The organism is Lactiplantibacillus paraxiangfangensis (assembly GCF_036246185.1).
Lineage (GTDB): Bacteria > Bacillota > Bacilli > Lactobacillales > Lactobacillaceae > Lactiplantibacillus > Lactiplantibacillus paraxiangfangensis.
This window is the reverse complement of record NZ_BTPW01000024.1, coordinates 1-19,950: the sequence shown is the minus strand read 5'-3', so window position 1 is coordinate 19,950 and position 19,950 is coordinate 1. Positions and strand designations below refer to the sequence as shown.

Genomic DNA, 19,950 nt, shown 5'->3' with positions numbered 1-19,950 from the left:
AGAGACTAAATTTTATCGTTAGATATAATTATTTTTATTAAAGGCGAACTAAATCCAATCGCAAGTTGCCTAGCAATTGATTTTATCGAACTTTAAAATAAAATAATTGTCATTAGTTCGTGTTTAAAGCTAAAAAGTGAGTTTTCTAATGTTTTTTTCATTGTCACCCCATAAAATTTCTGCTATGCTTAGAACAATTATCTGTGGTTATTTTGAAACGGGCCGCCCGGCTTATCCGGACGGTCTTCTGAAAGTGAGGACCTCTTTTTCATGCAAGATGCGAAACAAGAAACGACCTTGAACCGGTCCCTCGGCTTCTGGTCAGCATTATCACTCGTTGTCGGTACCGTGATTGGTTCGGGAATTTTCTTTAAACAATCATCAGTACTCGATAGCGCTGGCTCCACCGGCATGGCCCTGCTTGCCTGGTTACTAGGGGGACTCATTACCTTAACGGCCGGCTTGACCATTGCCGAAGTTGGGGCCCAAATGCCGCATACCGGTGGCCTTTACGTTTACATGGAGGAGATCTACGGCAAACTATGGGGCTTTCTGTCCGGCTGGATGCAAGTTGTCGTTTACGGCCCCGCAATCATCGCTTCAATTGCCGCTTACCTCGGCATCCTGTTAGTTGGCTTCTTCAACTTGAACGGGAGCTGGCAGGCACCGTTAGCGATTATCGTCATTGTGTTAATCGGGATTCTAAACATGTTCGAGAACCGCTGGGGCGCTGCCTTTCAAATTGTGACGACCCTCGGAAAGTTACTTCCCATCGCCGCCATCATCATCTTCGGTCTATTCTTCGGTAACCAAGACGCCTTTGGTCAATCCTTACATACCGTTACCCAATCGACCGGAAGTTTCGGGGTCGCCGTGTTAGCCACCCTGTTTGCTTATGACGGCTGGATTCTTGTCGCCAACTTAGGCGGGGAAATCAAGAATCCCCAAAAGATTCTTCCCCAAGCGATTATTCTTGGGATTTCACTCGTTTTAATTGCTTACACGTTAGTTAGTTATGGGATTCTTCATTTTATTCCAGCTGATACGATTCATAAGCTTGGTCAACAGACGACCGTCTATTTCGCCAACGCAGCCTTCGGAACCATCGGCGGTCGGTTACTCAATATCGGGATCATCGTTTCAATGGTGGGCTGTCTAAACGGGAAAATCATGACCTTTCCCCGAATCGTCTACGCCATGGCTGAACGTAACCAGTTACCATTTTCAAAACAATTGAGTTACTTAAATAAAAAATCTCACGAACCGATCATCGCAACTTTGGTCATCTTGGCCTACGCGAGTGTCATGATTCTCTTCTTTAATCCTGACCGGTTATCCGACCTGTGTATCTTCACCGTTTATTGTTTCTACGTGGCGACCTTTATCGGGGTCTTCCGGTTACGTAAACGCAAGCAGGGCATTGAGCGACCATTTTCAACACCTGGCTTCCCAGTCACCCCACTAATTGCCATCTTAGGGGCCCTGTTCGTCATCGTCAGTGAAATTGGTTCCGACCTTCCCGGGGTCCTACTCTCCATGGTTATCGTTGCCATTGGGATTCCCGTTTACTACTGGAAACAACGGCAAAACGCTTAAGCGGATTAAAACAATCTCTGACCATTAATTCTTAAACAAAAAATGAGTTGTGATAAAAATCACAGCTCATTTTTATTGACTATTTTTTTAATCTGCGTCCCCGAGCGTCCCACTTGCCAGCAACGTCACCATGTGTAGCGTCGCGGGATAGTAGCCTTGTTTAACCAAGCCCATATCTAATTCAGGCGCGTACCGCTGACTCAGCTTTTGATCATTTAACACGTAGGCCGCATACGCAACCGGCGCGGTAAAGGCAGCACTATCATATTGTGCTAATAAGTTTCCGCTTAAGTCATGGACCGTTCCTGGCCGCTGACAGTGTCTGAAGAACTTCAGCATCTTGGCCGTAACGTCATAACTGATCCGACTGTGGTTCAACTGATAATCATAGGCCACCCGCCAAGGTACCCGGCAAGCATTGAAGCCGTACTGGTGGTCATACGGTGAATCCACCTGTTTAGGTAAAACCGACCCCACATCCAAGTTGCGGCCTTGGACCGTTACAAAATCCGCCATCAAACCAGTCTCGTATTTTCCACTTAACCGTTGCAACACGGTCTGACTGTTATGAACAACTTGGGTCCACGTACCGTCGTGCGTATACCGCGCGAACTTCCGGAAATAGGCGGTTATCAAATCTGAAGAGCGCACCAGTTCGCTACTCTGTCCGTCTTTTGCCCAGTCACCAACCCGGGGTAGCTTCGTCACCGGATTGATTTCACGTGCCGCAATGGCCTTAAGCAACCGGCGCGCGAGTTTGCCGTAGTCGTGCCGTCCTGGTTTTCCACGCTGAGTCCAATACTCATCCGCTAAGATCAGGGCGTACGCAATGTCTAGGTCCCCGTCGGTTGCACTAGTCTTCTCTGAAGCCGTGCTGACCATCCGTTTGCCGACCTGCTGCTGACGCCAGGCCATTAGCGGGTTATCGCTGGAAATGCGGTGATCCATATAATACTGCGTTAACTGGTCAAACGTCTTTTGACTCCCAAACCCTTGTCTGGCTGACATAATCGCAATCAACATCCCGTATCCCTGTGCTTCGGATAACGTCTGCTTCTTGTTCTTATCTTCATTCGTAACGACAAACTTCGCGTTCGAATCCCCATATAAGTAGGTGCCTTTCCAGACACGGTAATGCTTCGCGACCATTGGTTTATTGACCTTAATCGTCGCCGTTGGTCGTTGGGTCACGTAGATTCCGACCCCCAACGCAAAAGCGGCGATGATACTCAGTCCACCAACTAAAAATTGCCAATGTCGTTTCAACTCTTTTTCCCCCGTTAAAAGCGTTCCGTCTTATACCATTTGGTTTGGCGTTTGCCAGTGACCTTATCCCTTAACATCTCTAATAACGCGACGATTGAAACTACAATAAACAGCTGAGCATAGGTAAAGTAAGCCATCACCGTATGCACAAAATTAGTGACCGTTGCCTGACCGTAATCACTGGCCAAGGCAATGTTCATTTGTAACAAATACAGGTAAAACATCAACAACCAATTGATTCCAAACACGATAGCGAGTGGCGTCTCCAAAGAAACGAGCGGGTTGAGCTGCGGCCACCAGATACTAGCAAACGCTAAGACCGTGTTCGTCACAAACAAAATGTTCGAAACGATGATGGCGACGCTAAACCACAAGTAGACGCAGACGTAATACAAGATTTCCAACTTGACCCGCCACGGCGTACGGTCAAATAAGTAGCGTAAGTTGCTAAAAATCACTTCGTAGTTCCCACGGGCCCAACGTTTACGCTGATGGTAGTAGGTAAACAGGGTCTCGGGCTCCTGTTGAAAAGCCTCGGAACGATGGGCCAGCGCAATCAGTTTGCCCGACCGCATTAACCGAAATGACAACGCCGTGTCTTCGGTGAGGGCCCCGTTATTCCATCCCCCCAGCTCACGCACGACCTGCGTTTTGATAATAAAGTTCGTACCCGGAATTCGGCCAATCTTAAACAGTTGCCACATCCCAGTATGTTGAATGCGTTGCGTATTCACGATTTCTAAGTGAATGCACCGCGTCAAAAAGTTCTGCTGATAGTTCCGAGTCTTGTTGCGGCCAAATACCGCCGCGTAGCGTTCAGGATCTTCTAAACCTTTCTGGATTAAGAAGTAGAGCGCGTTGACTTCTGGCGCCGCATCCGCATCGTACACGCACAAGTATTCGCCGGTCGCAATCTTCAAGGCGTCGTTTAAGACCCCGGCCTTGCCCCCCGTCCCCGTTCGTTCAATGACTTGGAGGTTCCGCCCCGCAAATTCCGGTGTTGCCTTTAGCTTGCGAACCTGCGCCGCGGTCTGATCCTGACAATTATCCGCGTAAACGAGGACTTCGACCCGTTTTGCCGGATAGTTTAAGTTAAGAATGGCGCGAACCGTTGCCTGAATCACCAAGGCTTCGTTGTGGGCTGGAACAACGATCGTCACGCTGGGCGTCCGTTTTAGCGGCACCAACGTGGCCGAGTTATTCTGCTTCAGTTGCTTAAAAATAAACCAAACACCGCCAATTAACGTCATCACGGTCACCGTCACGGATAACCAAATTGAGAGAATCGCAATGATGTATAACGTATTAATCACGGCGGCAATCCTCCTTGTTGAACCGGTGGACGGTCAACCTAAAAATGCGCCACCAACATAGCCCGAGGGTAATCACCGTCAAAGCTAAGAGAACTGTCACAATCGTACACATGGGCATGACCCACAGGCAGTTTTCTAATTCCATATTCATTCGTTATTTCTCCTATAAATACTCTCTGGCAATATCAGTTTCCGCATTCCGTTCCAGTTGTGCCAACGCTTTGGTGGCGTTACATTCCCGCACCATGTGCTGCGTCGAATAGGTGACCTGGCCGACCCGCAAAATTAACGCGTTGCTCTCCAAGCCAATGCCTCCCGCAACTTGGGCAATATTTTTCTTAAACTTATGCCGGATCGTTGGCGCCTTAGCGCGGCTGAGCATCGGTGACAAGATAATAAACTTACCAGCACCCAAGTAGTACAACTGGTCTTCCGCGTAGAGCAAGCCATCCAAGTGCTTCGCCGTTGACCGCAGTAACGCGTTAAACTGCTGGCTTCCTAAGAAGTTAACGACGTTTTCTAAGAAATCAATTTTGACCATCGTTAGCGTAAAACGGTAATTTTGTTCATGGTGCCAGACTAACTTCATTTCCCGTTTAATCGCATTATTTAGCGCGTGTTTATTTTGCGCACCGGTAATGAGTTCCAAGTCCGGTTTGGCACGTTCAAGATCACTCAACGTTGCCGCTAACGCCTTCCGTTTTAATAAATGGTGGTCTAACAGGAACGTTAAGTAGGTCGTTAAGGGCGTAATTGTTAATAACGCGATTGCGGCCCAAAAATACATTTCTCGGGTATAGGGCATGACCAGCATTAAACCGCCGGCACTCATCCCAACAAACGACAGCATACCGCCCAAGATAATGTAAGTTGACCGTCCTAACAGCAGCCCGACGCCAAAGGTTCCCGCGACGACCATGAAGTTAAGCCAAGACCCATTGATGACACTAAAATACAGTAACGTGTATTGATACGCCAAAATAGCGAGTATCCCCATAAAAACAACGTTGTCGATCATTTGATGCTTCATATTGTAAATCCCCCATAGTGATGATTAGCTTTCCTAACGAAGCTTGCGTAAACTCAAGTAATACAAGCCGCCGACCAAGCCGGCACCGCCAATAATATTGCCTAAATAGACTGGAATGATGTTGGTCACGAACTGCCCCCAGGTCGCGCCGCCCTCAAAAATCGCTGCTGGAATCAAAAAGCAATTGGCAATACTATGTTGAAACCCAATGGCAACGAAGGCCATGATCGGCAACCAGATGCCGAGCATCTTACCGGCGCCGTCCTTAGCTGCCATTGCCAGCCAAACGGAAATTCCGACCAGCCAGTTACAGCCGACCCCCGAAACGAGGCTCGCCCAAAACGGCATGGTAATTTTTGATTGCGCCATGGCAATCACCGTCGCTTGGACGGGTTGCGCGTGGGTTAGCCCCGTCACGTGGCCTAAAAAGAACGCCACGCACGTCGCCCCAATAAAATTCATGATTGTAATTTCTAATAAGTTCACTAAAAAATCACGCCAGCTGACCTTATGATCATAAGCCGATAAACTGACCACCATCATGTTGCCAGTCACCAACTCCCCGCCCATGAGCAGAATCACAATGAGACCTAACGGGAAGACCCCCGCACCGAGGACCGGCGCAAAACTCGCCCAGACTTTCGGCACGGCGGCCACCACCCGAACATCAGCGAGAAAGCCGAGCGCAATCAGCGCCCCACCAAAGAATCCTAGAATTAACTTAGCACCTAACGCTAACTTAACTTTCGCTTGTCCCTTATCAATTGCCTGTGTGATCACTTCATCTGAACTAAACACCGACTTCCGCCTCCTTTTAATCTTACTGTCGCTTGTTACGGATATTATACTGGATAATTCACTTTATTTTATTAAAAAAATAACATTTGTTAAAAAAATCACAAAATAACGTAAAAAAAGGATCTGACATTTTCTGTCAGACCCTTATTCTTACGCTAATTTTTTGTCTAAGATTCGTGATAACACGGATAACGCGTAACAAATGGCGAAGTACATCAACGCAATCATAATAAACATTGGGATGATGTAGGCCGTATTTTGCCCGTAAATAATTTGCGCATGATTTAACAATTCCGGCAAAACAATGATGGTTGCCAGCGATGTATCTTTAATTAATGAGATAAATTGACTCACAATCGTTGGAATCGTCTTCTTGATGGCTTGGGGGAAAATGATGTGCCACAACGCTTGAACGTAAGTCATCCCGTTGGCACGCGCCCCTTCCATCTGACCGTAATCAACGGCCAAGATCCCGGAACGAACGATTTCTGCAAGCATGGCCGATTCAAAAATCGTCATGGCGAGGATTGTTGCGAACAAGATTCCCGGTTTAAAGCCCAAGTGCGGTAATCCAAAGTACGTAAAGAAGATGATCAAAATCAACGGTAAGTTGCGGACCATGTCGACAACAAAACCGACGACCGCGGATAAATACTTAATTTTAACGTAGCGTAACACGCCGAGAATTGACCCGATAATAAAGCTAGCAATGATGGAGACCACGGAAACTTCCACGGTCACCCAGAGGCCTTCGAGCAAAAAACGGATGTTAACCCACGAATAGGCTTGGATAAAATTTTGCATACTGAATGCCCCCTTTAATTTGCCAGCCGTTTTTCAAGGTGCCGCATGTAATAGCTCAGCGGCAGCGTAATAACGAGGTAAAAGACCCCAACGACCATGTAACTGTTGATCGTATCAAGTGACAGTGACGCAATCGAGTTGGCTTGATACATCAGATCAAAGCCAGCAACGAACGCGAGCACCGACGAGTTCTTAACCAAATTAATGAACTGATTTCCTAGCGGCGGAATGATAATTTTGAAAGCTTGTGGCAACACGATTTTACTCATGGCTTGCCAGTACGTCATCCCGTTCGCCCGGGCACCTTCCATCTGTCCCGGATCAACCGACTGAATCCCCGCACGGACCGTTTCAGCGATAAACGATGACGTGTAGATAGTTAACCCAATCGTCCCGGCCGTAAAGCCGTCGATCTTAGCGACGTACAGTGGAATAATCACGTAAAAAAACATCGCAATCACTAACAACGGAATGTTCCGGAATATTTCAATGTAAACCCGGCCGATGACGCGCATCGCCTTATTCGGCAACACTTCAAAAATGGCAAACATCGTTCCGATGATGGTACTAAAGACCAGTGCAATGACACTGGACAACAACGTATAGCCGATTCCTTGAACCAGCTCAGACCAGTAATGCGTTACGATATAGATCATTAGCGCGCCGCCTCCTTATAATCAAAGCCGGGCACGTTGCCAAACCACTTATTTAAGATGCGGTTATAAGTGCCGTCCGCTTCAATTTCTTTTAGGGCCTTATTCACTTCCGCTTTAAAGTCCCCTTGTCCTTTATTGATTGCAATTCCGTAAGGTTCCTTCGTAAAGGCACCCCCGACAACTTGGTACCCGGGGTTTTGCGTCGCCATCCCGTAAAGGATCCCGTTATCCGTCGTCAACGCAGCGCCTTGACCGGATTTCAACGCCGTCATGGCCTGCGCATAGTCGGATAGTTCCAACACCCGGGCTTTAGGTGCAAACTTCTTAATGTTAGCCACCGAGTTGGCCCCGGTCACCCCGAGAACTTTAGTGCCAGGTTTGTTCAGATCTTTCACAGATTTGATATTGCTCCCTTCCTTAACCAGTAAGGACTGGCCCGCGTCAAAGTACGATTGCGAGAAATCAACCTGCTTTTCACGTTCGGGGGTGATCGTCATCGTCGCAATGATCGCGTCGATGTTCCCATTTTTCAACAACGGAATTCGGGTTTGACTAGTTACTTGGACAAACTTAGCGTGCCCGTTCTTCCCTAAAACGCGTTTAGTCACCGCCTTAGCAATGTCCACGTCAAATCCCTTAACTTGGTTATCCTTCACGTCCATCAAGCCAAACAGTTTAGTATCGGCTTTGACGCCCCAAGTAATCGTATTGCTCGTCCGGTCGTTTTGTAAAACGTCTTGTTGGGATAACGACTTACGGGAACCGCACGCCGTCAGTACAATCACCAACAAGCTAAGTATCCCGAGCGCACTCGTTATTCGTTTCAACTTTTTCATTCATATGCCTCCCCGCTTACTTAGTGTGCGATGATTTTGCTCAAGAATTGGCGGGCCCGTTCATTAGCCGGTTGCCCATCGAAGAAGGTTTCCTTGGCATCATCTTCCAAGATTTCGCCATCTGCCATGAAGATCACGCGGTCAGCCACTTCGCGGGCAAAGCCCATTTCGTGGGTCACGACAAGCATGGTCATACTGGAATCTTCGGCGACTGACTTCATCACGTTTAACACGTCGTCAATCATTTCAGGATCAAGCGCCGACGTTGGTTCGTCGAATAACAGACACTTGGGCTTCATCGCAAGTGACCGCGCGATGGCGATCCGTTGTGACTGTCCACCTGAAAGTTGGCTCGGTAAATTATTCGCTTTATCAGCCAACCCGACGCTGTCTAATAGCGCCATCGCCAATTTTTTATTTTCAGCTTCCGGCCGTTTTAACACCAACCGGGGGGCAATCATAATATTTTCTAATACCGTTTTATTAGCGTATAAATTAAAATGTTGAAAAACCATCCCGACATTTTTCCGAATCTTGTTCATATCGGTCTTCCGGTCCGCCAAGTCAAATCCATTGACTAACAACTGCCCGGACTGAACCCGTTCCAAACCGTTAACGGTTCGAATCAAGGTACTCTTACCAGAACCAGAGGGGCCGATCAAAACAACTTTTTCACCCTCGTTGATTGTTAAGTTAATGTTCTTAAGGGCGTGAAAATCACCGTAATACTTTTCCACGTTGTGAAATTCGATCATTGACATCGTTGTCACCTTCGCTTTCTCTATCAGTCTTTTGACTGACGGACAAGAATAATCGCATTAATATCAAAAGTTAAATAAACCTTATCCTTCGTTAATGCTATTTAAATAGTTTAATACATAATTAGTAAATCTGTCAAAAAGCATACTTTTATTGTTCGCTATAGCCAAAATAGTGGTATAGTTTCCAAACTATTTCAGTTAAAATAACTCATTTTTCGTTTTTATTCTGAATAGCAGGTCTTTTTCAACGTAGATTGTTCGGAATTTAGGCCAAAAAAGCGACTACAAAATTTTTAAATTTTGTAGTCGCTTACTAAAAATTTTATTTTAAGATTCCGCCATCATGACAACGCCCACCATTATCATGCAGCTTTATTTCTGCTTTGATTTTTCATAAATGATAACGCCAATATAGCCAACCAGCATTAACATTAAAACGCCCCACAATGCATACGCGGTCATATCCACGAGGACTGGGCGCGCAAACCACACGACGGCTAACCCTAATTTAATTGGTAACATGTTAATCCCTGCTTTCTTGATGTTTAACGTTAGTCTAACCGTTTGTGACGCCGCCTAAAAGCACCGCTAACTTAGCATTTTCTGAAAAATTCTCATTTTAGTCATTTAACTAATTATTAACCCTTTAATCCCAGTTTCTTTACTTTTAATGGTTAAACTGCAGTTAATGATCATGACTAATAATAGAAAAATATTTTAGGAGGTCCGCGTATGTTACTCGATCAAAAAACAACGATGACTAACATAATTGCCGCTCAAATTTTTAAAGTGTTCTATCCCTTTGTCATCGCACGAACTGAAAATGGGACCTATCTTCAATTAAAACTATCTGCTAGTGAACAGTGTGATCCCCTATTTTGGGACGAACTCCGCAGTATTTTACAAGCTAAGTTCTGGGTCCCCGTCGGCCGGCACTACCACCAGTTGCTAGACAACGGCTGGTTAGCCCCAACCCCCATTTCATAAATTCGATTATAAACATTACTAAAAAGCGCATCCCTAAATTTTAGGAATGCGCTTTTTGTGCCCACAATCGAAATTATTTAATGACTAACTAAAGTTTAAAAAAACTAAAATTACTATTTAACACCATAACAGTAGCGGTAGCTATACTTAAATTATCCGCTCCGTTGGGTAGCCTAAGTGTGCTATGGGGGACGGTCCCAGCCAAAGGACGGTCTGCTCCCTCAATTCCAAGCCGATAACCCACGTCTTTGAATTGCCCCGCAAGATTGGCGCAAAATTCACTCGCCAATCTTGCCGACACAGCACACCAAGGCTACCCAACTGCGCTCAAAACAGTCTTACTATTGTTATTACTATCGGATGATCGGAGGTTACCACTGATGGCATCGGTCGTGAAGGTGGTCTTTGACCGGTGAATTTCCGGCCTTAGACCACGGACGATTCGGGACAATTGTATTTTTTGCAATTGTTCCGAGCGAGGGGCAAGACCGCTCCTCAGGCTTGACCCGGTCCCACGACCGCATGTCATCAATGGCAACCGGATTAGCTTATAAGTGTTTATATTGATCTAGATACCGATACAACAGTAATTAATCCCTAATTTTAGCTTTCAATCTTAAAAAGCGTGATCGGTTGGTTGACCCTTCAAAATGGCGAGAACGTCATTCAGGCTGATGTCGACCATGTTCTTAACGGCTAAGTTCGTGTAAAACCCAACGTGTGGCGTAATCATGACGTTTGGCATCTGCATGAGTTGTGCAACATTAGTGTCTTGTAGTACTTCACCTTGGTGGTTCTGGTTGAATAACGCGGCTTCACCTTCAACGGTATCCAAGGCCGCCCCGGCGATTTCTCCCGCCTTCAAAGCATCAACTAAGTCCCCCGTTACAATAACGGGCCCACGGGACGCGTTGATAATGAAAGCATCGTTTTTCATCAACTTTAAAGCTGCGGCATCGATCAACCCTTTTGACGTTTCGTTGAGGTCCACGTGTAAGTCAACCACGTCAGCTTGCTTCAACAAGTCTTCCTTCGTCTCAACGTAAGTCAAAACATCTTCTAGTTCTGGGTGGCGCACAACGTCGTAGGCGATCACTTTAGCGCCTAACCCGTGGAATAACCGGGCCGCGGTCCCACCAATCCGGCCAGCACCGATAATTCCGACCGTTAAGGAACGAATTTCACGGGCTTGTAAGCCGGCCCACTGGAAGTTTTGTTGGCCCAGACGGCTGTCAAAGAGTTCCAAGTTACGAATCAAACGCATCGTTTGCGCCACTGACATTTCAGCGACTGAGTTTGGTGAGTAAGCTGGGACGTTCGTTACCGTTAAGCCGGCCTTCTTAGCAGCGGGAATATCAATCGTATCCACCCCGGCCGTCCGACTCGTCAGCTGTTTGAGGCCCATATCGGCGAGCTTTTGGTAAACGCTAGGATCGTCACCAATCGCACTCCGTTGCTGAATAACGACCCCGTCGTAACCCTTCACGAGTTCCGCCGTATCGGGATGGAATTCTAAATCATTGGTATCAACTTGAACGTGGTTACTTTCAGCCCACGCCTTAATCGCTGCTTCTTCATCGTCACGAACACTGAACATTAAAATTTTCATACTTATTTTTCCTCCGCTGCTTTCTTACCGACGTATTCACCAATGCGTTCGACCGCCGTCTTCAAATTGTCCATTGAAGCCGCGTAGCTAATCCGCACGTAGCCTTCCCCGCCAGGACCAAATGAGCTTCCTGGAATTAAGGCAACCCGGGCTTCGTGCGCTAACTCACGGCAGAAGGCCATACTATCTTGTGGCAAGCCCGCTGGGATTTTACTGAACAGGTAGAAGGCCCCTTCTGGTTTGGCGGATTCGAACCCGAGCTTATTTAACGCGTCGTATAAGTAGTCGCGCCGTGCCTGGTATTCCTTCTTCATTGTTTGTGCGTCATCCATCCCGTTGCTCAATGCTTCAGCGGCTGCGGCTTGCGCATTTGTCGTCGTCGACGTAACCGTGAATTGATGGATTTTACCGAGTTGCGCCGTAATGGCCTTTGGCGCGCACATGATTCCGATACGCCAGCCGGTCATCGCATGGGACTTCGACACCCCGTTGAGTAAAATGGTTTGTTCTGGTAAGTAGCGCGCAATCGATACGTGGGTCGCACCGTACGTCAATTCACTGTAAATTTCGTCAGATAAAACGAAGATTGGTTTGTCTGCCAACACGGCGGCTAACGCCTTTAAGTCATCCTCACGGTAAGTGACCCCAGTTGGATTGGATGGGAAGTTCAAAACAACCGCCTTTGTCTTAGGATGGGCCGCTAACGTTTCCTTCAACATTTCTGGTGAAAGCACGAACCCATTTTTGGACGTATCCATGAAGACTGGCGTTGCGCCGTTTAACTTCGCAATCGCAATGTAGAGTGGAAAAATTGGGGTTGGAATCAAGACTTCGTCGCCGGGGTTCAAAATCGAACTCAGTGCGGTGTAGATCCCACCAGTGGCACCAGCGGTAATAATGACTTCACTAGCTGGATCGTAATGGACATCGTACTTCTTAGCTAAGAAATTAGCCGCCGCTTCGCGTAATGCCGGCGTCCCGTTTGATGGAGCGTAGTGGCTTTCGTTGTTTTCGATACTCTTAATAGCCGCTTGCTTCACGTGTTCTGGCGTATTGAAGTCAGGTTCGCCAAGGGTTAACCGAACAATTCCCGGAATATTGGCGATTTCCGCGTTAAAAGCTAAAATATCGGATGGCTGGATGGCCGCGATTTCATGATTCATATTTTGAACTAATGCTTCTGGACTAATTGACATATTGGTTCCTCCCGTTTATTTAAAAGTTGGTGCGAGCGTCACGTGGGTGGCATTCGGTTACGTCAAAAAAGACGCACCCTTTGAAAATTCAAAGGGTGCGCCACCAAAAAACACTTATTTAGCCACCCTTGGAATTTTCAAACATCCATGGGCGCCGTTTAATCACAAAAAGCTTTTGGCAACCGCATCGATGCAAACATCGAGTCCGTGTTTGCACCTAAGCAGCGGGCACAAACACTAGCGAAAATACCAAAAGTAAAAGCTAGTTGAATTTTTTATGTGACTTAACGGTAATGACATATCATTAGCTCCTCATCAATTGTTAATCTAACTATAACCATTCAAAGAATCTCTGTCAACAGGTAATTTGCTATACTAGAGACAGATGACTTTGAAGGGATGATGCATTTTGACTTACCAAGCACTGATGTTTGATATTGACGGCACCTTGACCAACAGTCTACCAGCGTACACGCGGGTCATGCGCCAAGTTTTGAAAGAATACGGACTTAGCTTCAACGAAGAACAAGCCCAGCGGACCTTTCCCATGGCCGCTGAACAAGCCATGGCAGACCTCGGCGTCGCCGCTGACGAGTTTGACCATTTCCAAGCTCGTTACGAAGCCGTTATGGCCGATCATTTTCAGGATATTCAACTCTATCCTGGAATTGAACGCCTGATTACTACGTTACCAGCAACCGTCAAACTCGGAATTGTGACGTCACAACGACGCAACGAAATGGAAGCTGGCATGCAACCCCACCAAGCGATGATGGCGAAGATGGCCGTCACGATTGGGGCCGATGACACACCTAAACGAAAACCCGACCCGCTACCCCTACTGACCGCGTTAGAACGCGTCCACGTCGCCCCCGAAAATGCTTTATTCATTGGGGATTCGCTTAGTGACGAACAGACGGCCAAGGCAGCCAACGTCGACTTCGGCTTAGCCGTTTGGGGGATGGACCCCAACGCCGACCATCAACAAGTCGCCCACCGCTTTGACCATCCTGACGATATCGGTCGATTATTTAAAAATTAAATTCAGATGATAAAAAATGCAGCGCAGAAATTTCAAAATTTCTGCGCTGCATTTTTTTACGCCAACTAATTTAGGGCCATCCCAGGCGGTCCATAAAATGTCGGCGTGATCTAGCATCTTATGTAATCGCGGTAAAACAAAAAGAAGCCATGACAACTAGTATCACAGCTTTCTTGCTTAATAACATCTATTTTAGCTTTCACGATCCTCGTACGCCACTTGGGCCGTCACTTGATAATCGCCCGCCTGTTCGATGGTCGAATTGCGCCCCGCAATTTTTTCCATCCCACCGGTAATTACCGTTGACGCCAAGTACAACTTGTAATCTTCATGGGCATCGTGGACGTCGGTCAATCCAACCCGTTTAATGTGTCCAACGGGCTTTTGATCCATCTGGTTAATCCCCGCATAGATCACTAAGTGGTGGTTTTCCAATTTCAATTGTGAAAACGGAATCTGGATGCCTTGTCCAATTGCGTAGACCGAGTCACCCGTTGCCTGTGCCTGTTGCATGATTTCTTTATCGCTTAAACCACCGTAATCCAACCGGACAATATTGGCTGCTTGTAGCTGGTCAACGATTTGATGAACGTTATCCTGTTCCGCGCGCGACGTTTTGACGGTTGCTGGTAACAACTCTTGACCATCAAAAATCCCGTTGGCTGGAATATACGGTTGTTGCTGATTTTGTTGCCCGTTTTTCTCCGCTGCCAGCGCCTCTTTAGGTTTGCCACCTAGTAACTTCTCAATTTTCGGTGATAAATCGTACTTAGCCGTCTTATTGGTAAAGTAATAGAGCACGTTTAACACGATGAAGTAAATCAGCACCAAAAAGACCAGCATGTAAACCAGGCCACGTAACCAAGCCCCGTTTTGCATCAAACGAATCGCCACGTAACCCAAGTAAAGGTTCCCGGCAATCCCAATCGCAATGTAAATCTGGTTCTTGATTTTAAGGTTAACGTTCACGTAACCTAGCGCGTGGTTGATCATATCTAAAATACTAAACATTCACTATTCGCCCCCGTCGCTAGTCGTATCGTCCGCAGATTCCGTCGTTGTTGCAGAACTAGACTGCGTCGTACTTGATGATTCTGATGAATTATCGTCATCATTATTAGCTGAGCTACTGTGTGCCTTGGACGAGCTGCTATGGGTCGTTGTTTGACTGGAACTAGCCGCCGAGCTACTGCTTTCATCCGTCGTTGAACTGCTATCACTTTGCGATTCACTACTTGAGCTTGAACTTTGATTATCGCTGGATGAATCACTGCTAGATTTGTCCGATGAGCTTTTATCGCTAGAACTATTATCGTCAGGTTTATTTTTATCGCTACTATCAGAAGACGATGTGACAACGCGACTAGTAGTACTTGCCGCCGCACCGTTCACCGTATGAGTCGTTTTATTGACCACCACGTTTGTGGCACCAAGTGCTAATACAATTGATACGATTGCAAATGGTGAAATAAAGGGAGGTGTTCGATATGCCATCAATGTCATTCCTTTCTAATTATGCCGTTTGTTATCTCAAATAATAATTAAACCATGGACTGGCCAAGAATGCACTCATTCCGCCACAAATTAATAAACTCTTTACGATAATCCACCTCTAGCTATTAATTACCGATATTTTAGTCAAAATTCATTTCTAAATTAGCCGCTCCGTCTGGAAGCCTTGGTGCGCTATGGGGGATGGTCGCAGCCATAGTACGGTCTGCAACCTCGATTCAAAGTCGATAACCCACGTCTTTGAATCGCCCCACAAGATTAGCGTAAAATTCACTCGCTAATCTTGCCGACACAGCACACCAAAGCTTCCCGACTCCGCTAAAACAGCTTTACGATTGCTATTACTGTCGGATTATCTGAGGTTGGCACTGATGGCATCGGTCGTGAAGATGGCATTTGACCGGTGATTTTTCCGGTCTTAGGCCATGGACGGTCCGGGACAATTGCGCCTTTTGCAATCGTTCCGGGCGAGAGGCTAGACCGCTCCCCAGGCTAGCCCCGGTCCCACGACCGCATACCATCAGTGCCAACCGGAATAGATCCCAAGTTACAACTTCTTATTAGTTGAAATGTTAATATTATAATTCTGATTCTTAATATTACGTCCTATCAAAAAAAATGACACCACTTATCCAAATCGGATTCGTCGTGTCACTTTTATTACCGCATATTTTCCTGGGTATCAATATTGGGGTCCGTCACGTGGCTCAGTGACGACACCCTGCGAATTAACTTCTCAATTAAAAATAGGGCCGGCGTCTGCGTCGTCACGTTAGCGCCCGCCACATTTTGGACCGTCGCAAAGTAAGTCAAATTATGCTGGGCCATTTTTGCCACCGTCGAATTAGCATTGTTGGTAATCGCAATTACCGGAACGTCATGCTTAATAAATTCCGCCATGTACTGAATCACCAGCCGATTCTCACCGGATACCGAGCAAACGACCAGACACATTTCCCGCGCAACGCTAGGATTCAAATTAATAATGGGCTGATTCAGCGGGTCGTTGATGGCCACCGCCATATTCACTAACCCAGAATAGGTCAACGCCCCAAACTCCGCCAAGAGCCGGGACGTCCCGCATCCAAACCAGAGCACTTGTTTTCGGTTAAACAGCAGCTCCGCAGCCTGGTCAATTTTCCGTAAGTTATCGGTCGCGTCCGTTTCCATAATTGAGCGCACGATTTCCCCACTATCCAAATCAGTTGGATAAGCGTTGCGGGCCGCCTGATTATCTAAATATAATCGTAGCCGGGTCTTGAACTCCGCCCAACCAGAACAGTCAAACTTTTGACAGAATCGTTGAATACTAGCCGTACTACAATACGTCGTTCCCGCTAAATCACGGATTCGCATGTAAATCACCGTGTTCATATTCTTCACAATGGCACGGTAAATAATCATATCGGTTTCCGTTAAATCCGGCGTGTGATCCAAGAAAAGCATACGCTACCCCCTACTATGATCAACCAAACTAGCTGAACACCACCTTCATCCCCAAGTGTCAGCTCCCAACAGTTCTCGTTAACCATATTTTAGCGGGTTTATGGGCCCAGTGGCAAGTCATAATTGAAACCGGTTTACACTTTCATCGTTAAAAGCTCGCGCTCTAAAAATGCGGCCACGCCGTCGTGCCGATAATCTAAGGTTTGATAATTAGCCGCCCGCTGCACACAATAAGCGGCATTGCCCATTGCAACGCTGTATTTAATGCCGGCAAACATGCTTAAATCATTTTCACCGTCACCAATTGCGACCGTGTGCTGGGCATCAACCCCCGTTAGTTCCTGAAGCTGCGCAATCGCCCCCCCCTTGCTGACCCAATTAGGAATCAATTCGATGTTAGTGACGTTAGAAGTCGACAGTTTTAACATGGAGCCTAAATTATTGTAAAGTTGGTGCCGCAACATGGGCAACCGCTCTGGGTGCTGCGTGTCCACGACGATGCCGTTCGCTACTGGCCGGTCCAACGCATGGTCCAGCGGCGTTAACTGGTGGTAGTCAGCCAGGTTGGGACTGTGCACGCGTTGAAAGCCATCCCCACTCAAGTATTCTGGCTTGGTCAGCGTGTAATAGACCTGCCGTTGCCCGAATAAAAAGAGTGAAAAATTCAAGCGGTAACTCAGTTCGACTAATTTAAAAACGACCTGATTGCTCAGCCCGTGCATCTCAATGTCCCCGTCCGTGTCGATAACCGCGCCGTTTGAAGCCACGACCCCAATGCGCGGATCAATATCTTCCGCGATGACGTTTGCCGCGTACCACATCCGACCGCTAACTAAATACACGTGGGCACCCGCGTCGAGTACCATTTTTAACGCCTGACGATTCCGTGAAGAGACAACTAAATCGGCGCCAACCAGCGTGCCATCGATATCCAGACAGATCAAATAGTCTGCCAATGCTTTCTTTTTCCCCAATAAGTCCACAACTGTCTTCCTCCGATTATCCATATTCGTGTAAACGGTACCACGAATGACGTGAACACAGAACAAACGCGTCACAATTCGGCTAACTTGAAACAAGTATCATTTGTGATACATCTTGTACCATTCGACAAAATTCCTTCAATTTTTTAGCTTTAATCACACCCGCAAAAAAACCTGCGACCACGGTCACAGGCTTTTTAATGATGCAACTAAGTTTTAGACAACGGCTTCCTGAGCGGTGTTTTTCTTTGTCCGCCGAATTTCCATTGCGGTACTCATATAAACAAACGGCGCATAAATCAGAATCGAAACCAGAATGTTAATGGCGGCAATCACGCCACCTTGCCAACTAGCCGTCGCAATCACGGCGCCGATAATTGGCGGTGTGACCCAAGGCGGCATATTGGAACACGCCGGCATGAAGCCACTGACCGTCGCAAAGTAAGCAATGCTTACACTGACCATCGGCGACAAGATGTACGGCACGAACAGCATTGGATTCAAGACTAACGGTAATCCAAAGGCAAGGGGTTCATTGATATTAAAGATTCCCGGTGCCGCGGCAAGCGAAGCAACCGACATGTAAGGTTTGTTGCGGCGACCGATGATAAAAATCGCAATGATTAACCCAATCGTCACCCCGGTCCCACCAAGGTTAACGAACGAATCCATAAAGGGTTTGTTGACGATGTATGGAATTGGCTTACCATCCTTCAACGCCGCGGCGTTGGCTTGAATGGCCGGCGCGTTGATCGTCTGCATGAACGGTTCGATCATGTTGGCGCCGTGAAGCCCAAAGAACCAGAGGAATGGTGTAATAAACGCTAACAACAGCGCGGTTGGATACGTGTTCGCCATCCCCATGAATGGTTGTTGAACCGCTTTGTAGAAGGCGGTCACCACGTTTTCAATGTGCATTGCGTTGAGTAACATTGTCGCAAAACCGAAAATTGTAATGGTAAGAATAGCTGGTAACAACGCGGCAAATGAACGCGCAACGGCAGGTGGCACCCCGTCTGGCATCTTTATCTCGAACTTATCAACGTTGGATAAGCGCCGGAAGATTTCAGCTGAGAGGAGCCCAACGATCAAGGCAACGAATAACCCAGCCGAGTCCATGCCCTTGGCGCCCCCTACGGCGAAGAAGCTTCCTAAGGAAATAATCCCCGCGGAAATTCCGTCGACCTTATACGAAGTGGCTAAATTGTAGGCGACTAAGAACGCGATAAATAGGGATAACACGGCGAACGTTCCGTTCCAAATGTTACCGCCAAGTAGCGTCCAGACGTAGGATCCGCCGACCTTTTCACTGAAGATGCCATTCATAAAGTCTTGGAAGCCCGGAATTGGTAAGTTATTGATCAATACGGCAAAGGCACCCAGAATCATCAGTGGCATGGTGTACGCAAAGGCGTCCCGCACGGCCACTAAATGGCGCTGGTTACCAATCTTACTAGCAACTGGTAAAAAATACTTCTCCATAAAAGCAATAAAGTGTTTCATTTTTTGTACCTCCTTTTCTTAAATCTCGCTTGCACAGTATTTATACCATGTTAGCGTTTTCATTCTCAACGATACTTGTGACACATTCCCGTGTCAGTCGTTAACCGGAAATTTTGATACTAAAAAACAAAATCTCTCTCAGAAATAGTGGCTCTAGAATATTGGGTGTTGATGGAAATCCATCAACACCCAGTTTTTGTGTAAAATAAAAGGACAACTTCCCCCAATGCACCACCCGTACCGACCAAAGTAAAAGTAAAGGCAAGTGAGAAAAGATGTCCCAAAATCATTTTATCGAAGATACTCTTCAAATTAAAGACCCAAATATTATTTGTACTGATATTGATAGTAGTAATCCAAGCAAACAGGTCATTCACGCTAAACTGACCTATCCTTTAAAGAACTGCCCACTTTGTGGCCAGCCCGAAGTAGTACGTTTTGGGACTAATCTAATTAATGTCAGAATGCCCCCAGTCAAAGAACGACCAATTATTTTAAAATTGCGTAAGCAACGTTATCGGTGTAAATCCTGTAAGCATACTTTTAGCGCACAAACATCATTAGTTAAACCGCATTGCCAGATATCAGAAGATACGAAGCAAATGATTATCT

21 protein-coding genes are annotated in these 19,950 nt (G+C 46.7%); 4 read left to right on the top strand and 17 right to left on the bottom strand.

The window, feature by feature from the left end; genetic code table 11:
- Nucleotides 1–270 precede the first annotated feature (270 nt).
- Nucleotides 271–1,596: an APC family permease gene (locus AAA939_RS12210; protein WP_338210859.1), complete on the top strand. Its 1,326-nt coding sequence runs from the start codon at nt 271–273 to the stop codon at nt 1,594–1,596.
- 87 nt (nt 1,597–1,683) lie between these two features.
- Here the strand turns inward: AAA939_RS12210 and AAA939_RS12205 are convergent, their stop codons facing one another.
- The 10 genes from AAA939_RS12205 to AAA939_RS12160 form a co-directional block, all read right to left on the bottom strand.
- Nucleotides 1,684–2,862, bottom strand: a complete 1,179-nt coding sequence (locus AAA939_RS12205) for a family 8 glycosyl hydrolase (protein WP_338210861.1) — start codon at nt 2,860–2,862, stop codon at nt 1,684–1,686.
- 14 nt (nt 2,863–2,876) lie between these two features.
- On the bottom strand, nt 2,877–4,175 hold the full coding sequence (locus AAA939_RS12200; RefSeq protein ID WP_338210863.1) for a glycosyltransferase family 2 protein: 1,299 nt from the start codon (nt 4,173–4,175) through the stop codon (nt 2,877–2,879).
- Nucleotides 4,168–4,326, bottom strand: coding sequence for a hypothetical protein (locus AAA939_RS12195; RefSeq protein ID WP_338230899.1), 159 nt, complete (start codon nt 4,324–4,326; stop codon nt 4,168–4,170). Before AAA939_RS12195 ends, AAA939_RS12200 begins: the two co-directional genes overlap by 8 nt.
- Before the next feature lie 12 nt (nt 4,327–4,338).
- Nucleotides 4,339–5,205, bottom strand: coding sequence for a diguanylate cyclase domain-containing protein (locus AAA939_RS12190; RefSeq protein ID WP_338210865.1), 867 nt, complete (start codon nt 5,203–5,205; stop codon nt 4,339–4,341).
- Nucleotides 5,206–5,238: 33 nt separating this feature from the next.
- The gene (locus AAA939_RS12185; protein WP_338210867.1) at nt 5,239–6,003 is read right to left on the bottom strand and encodes a formate/nitrite transporter family protein; all 765 of its coding nucleotides are present in this window, start codon (nt 6,001–6,003) and stop codon (nt 5,239–5,241) included.
- A gap of 150 nt (nt 6,004–6,153) precedes the next feature.
- A complete protein-coding gene (locus tag AAA939_RS12180) occupies nt 6,154–6,807 on the bottom strand; it encodes an amino acid ABC transporter permease (RefSeq protein WP_338210869.1) in 654 nt (217 codons plus the stop codon).
- 14 nt (nt 6,808–6,821) lie between these two features.
- Nucleotides 6,822–7,463, bottom strand: a complete 642-nt coding sequence (locus AAA939_RS12175) for an amino acid ABC transporter permease (protein ID WP_057706746.1) — start codon at nt 7,461–7,463, stop codon at nt 6,822–6,824.
- The gene (locus tag AAA939_RS12170; RefSeq protein ID WP_338210872.1) at nt 7,463–8,299 is read right to left on the bottom strand and encodes a transporter substrate-binding domain-containing protein; all 837 of its coding nucleotides are present in this window, start codon (nt 8,297–8,299) and stop codon (nt 7,463–7,465) included. Before AAA939_RS12170 ends, AAA939_RS12175 begins: the two co-directional genes overlap by 1 nt.
- A 20-nt stretch (nt 8,300–8,319) precedes the next feature.
- Nucleotides 8,320–9,060 (bottom strand): amino acid ABC transporter ATP-binding protein, encoded by a 741-nt coding sequence (locus tag AAA939_RS12165; RefSeq protein ID WP_057706748.1) that lies wholly within the window; start codon nt 9,058–9,060, stop codon nt 8,320–8,322.
- A gap of 372 nt (nt 9,061–9,432) precedes the next feature.
- Entirely contained in the window at nt 9,433–9,582 is a 150-nt protein-coding gene (locus tag AAA939_RS12160; RefSeq protein WP_338210874.1) for a hypothetical protein, read from the bottom strand.
- Nucleotides 9,583–9,792: 210 nt separating this feature from the next.
- Here AAA939_RS12160 and AAA939_RS12155 point away from each other — a divergent pair, with 210 nt between their 5' ends.
- The gene (locus AAA939_RS12155) at nt 9,793–10,047 is read left to right on the top strand and encodes a hypothetical protein (protein ID WP_338210876.1); all 255 of its coding nucleotides are present in this window, start codon (nt 9,793–9,795) and stop codon (nt 10,045–10,047) included.
- A gap of 616 nt (nt 10,048–10,663) precedes the next feature.
- On the opposite strand, the gene AAA939_RS12150 is transcribed toward AAA939_RS12155, so the two are convergent.
- Nucleotides 10,664–11,656, bottom strand: a complete 993-nt coding sequence (locus AAA939_RS12150; protein WP_338210878.1) for a D-2-hydroxyacid dehydrogenase — start codon at nt 11,654–11,656, stop codon at nt 10,664–10,666.
- 2 nt (nt 11,657–11,658) lie between these two features.
- Entirely contained in the window at nt 11,659–12,852 is a 1,194-nt protein-coding gene (locus tag AAA939_RS12145; RefSeq protein WP_338210880.1) for an aminotransferase class I/II-fold pyridoxal phosphate-dependent enzyme, read from the bottom strand.
- Between the two features lie 409 nt (nt 12,853–13,261).
- Between AAA939_RS12145 and AAA939_RS12140 the strand changes: the two genes are divergently transcribed.
- On the top strand, nt 13,262–13,894 hold the full coding sequence (locus AAA939_RS12140) for an HAD family hydrolase (RefSeq protein ID WP_338210882.1): 633 nt from the start codon (nt 13,262–13,264) through the stop codon (nt 13,892–13,894).
- 192 nt (nt 13,895–14,086) lie between these two features.
- Here the strand turns inward: AAA939_RS12140 and AAA939_RS12135 are convergent, their stop codons facing one another.
- The 5 genes from AAA939_RS12135 to AAA939_RS12115 form a co-directional block, all read right to left on the bottom strand.
- Nucleotides 14,087–14,905: a DUF6681 family protein gene (locus AAA939_RS12135; protein WP_338210885.1), complete on the bottom strand. Its 819-nt coding sequence runs from the start codon at nt 14,903–14,905 to the stop codon at nt 14,087–14,089.
- Nucleotides 14,906–14,908: 3 nt separating this feature from the next.
- The gene (locus tag AAA939_RS12130) at nt 14,909–15,388 is read right to left on the bottom strand and encodes a hypothetical protein (RefSeq protein WP_338210887.1); all 480 of its coding nucleotides are present in this window, start codon (nt 15,386–15,388) and stop codon (nt 14,909–14,911) included.
- 678 nt (nt 15,389–16,066) lie between these two features.
- Nucleotides 16,067–16,852 carry a MurR/RpiR family transcriptional regulator gene (locus AAA939_RS12125; protein ID WP_338210889.1) on the bottom strand — a complete coding sequence of 262 codons (786 nt, stop codon included), beginning with the start codon at nt 16,850–16,852 and terminating at the stop codon, nt 16,067–16,069.
- Nucleotides 16,853–16,986: 134 nt separating this feature from the next.
- Nucleotides 16,987–17,835: a Cof-type HAD-IIB family hydrolase gene (locus AAA939_RS12120; RefSeq protein ID WP_338230898.1), complete on the bottom strand. Its 849-nt coding sequence runs from the start codon at nt 17,833–17,835 to the stop codon at nt 16,987–16,989.
- A gap of 216 nt (nt 17,836–18,051) precedes the next feature.
- Complete coding sequence (locus AAA939_RS12115; protein ID WP_338210893.1) at nt 18,052–19,338, bottom strand: PTS sugar transporter subunit IIC; 1,287 nt, start codon at nt 19,336–19,338, stop codon at nt 18,052–18,054.
- Between the two features lie 275 nt (nt 19,339–19,613).
- Here AAA939_RS12115 and AAA939_RS12110 point away from each other — a divergent pair.
- Nucleotides 19,614–19,950, top strand: a 337-nt coding sequence (locus AAA939_RS12110; RefSeq protein ID WP_338230428.1) for a transposase family protein, incomplete at its 3' end; no start/stop codon positions are given.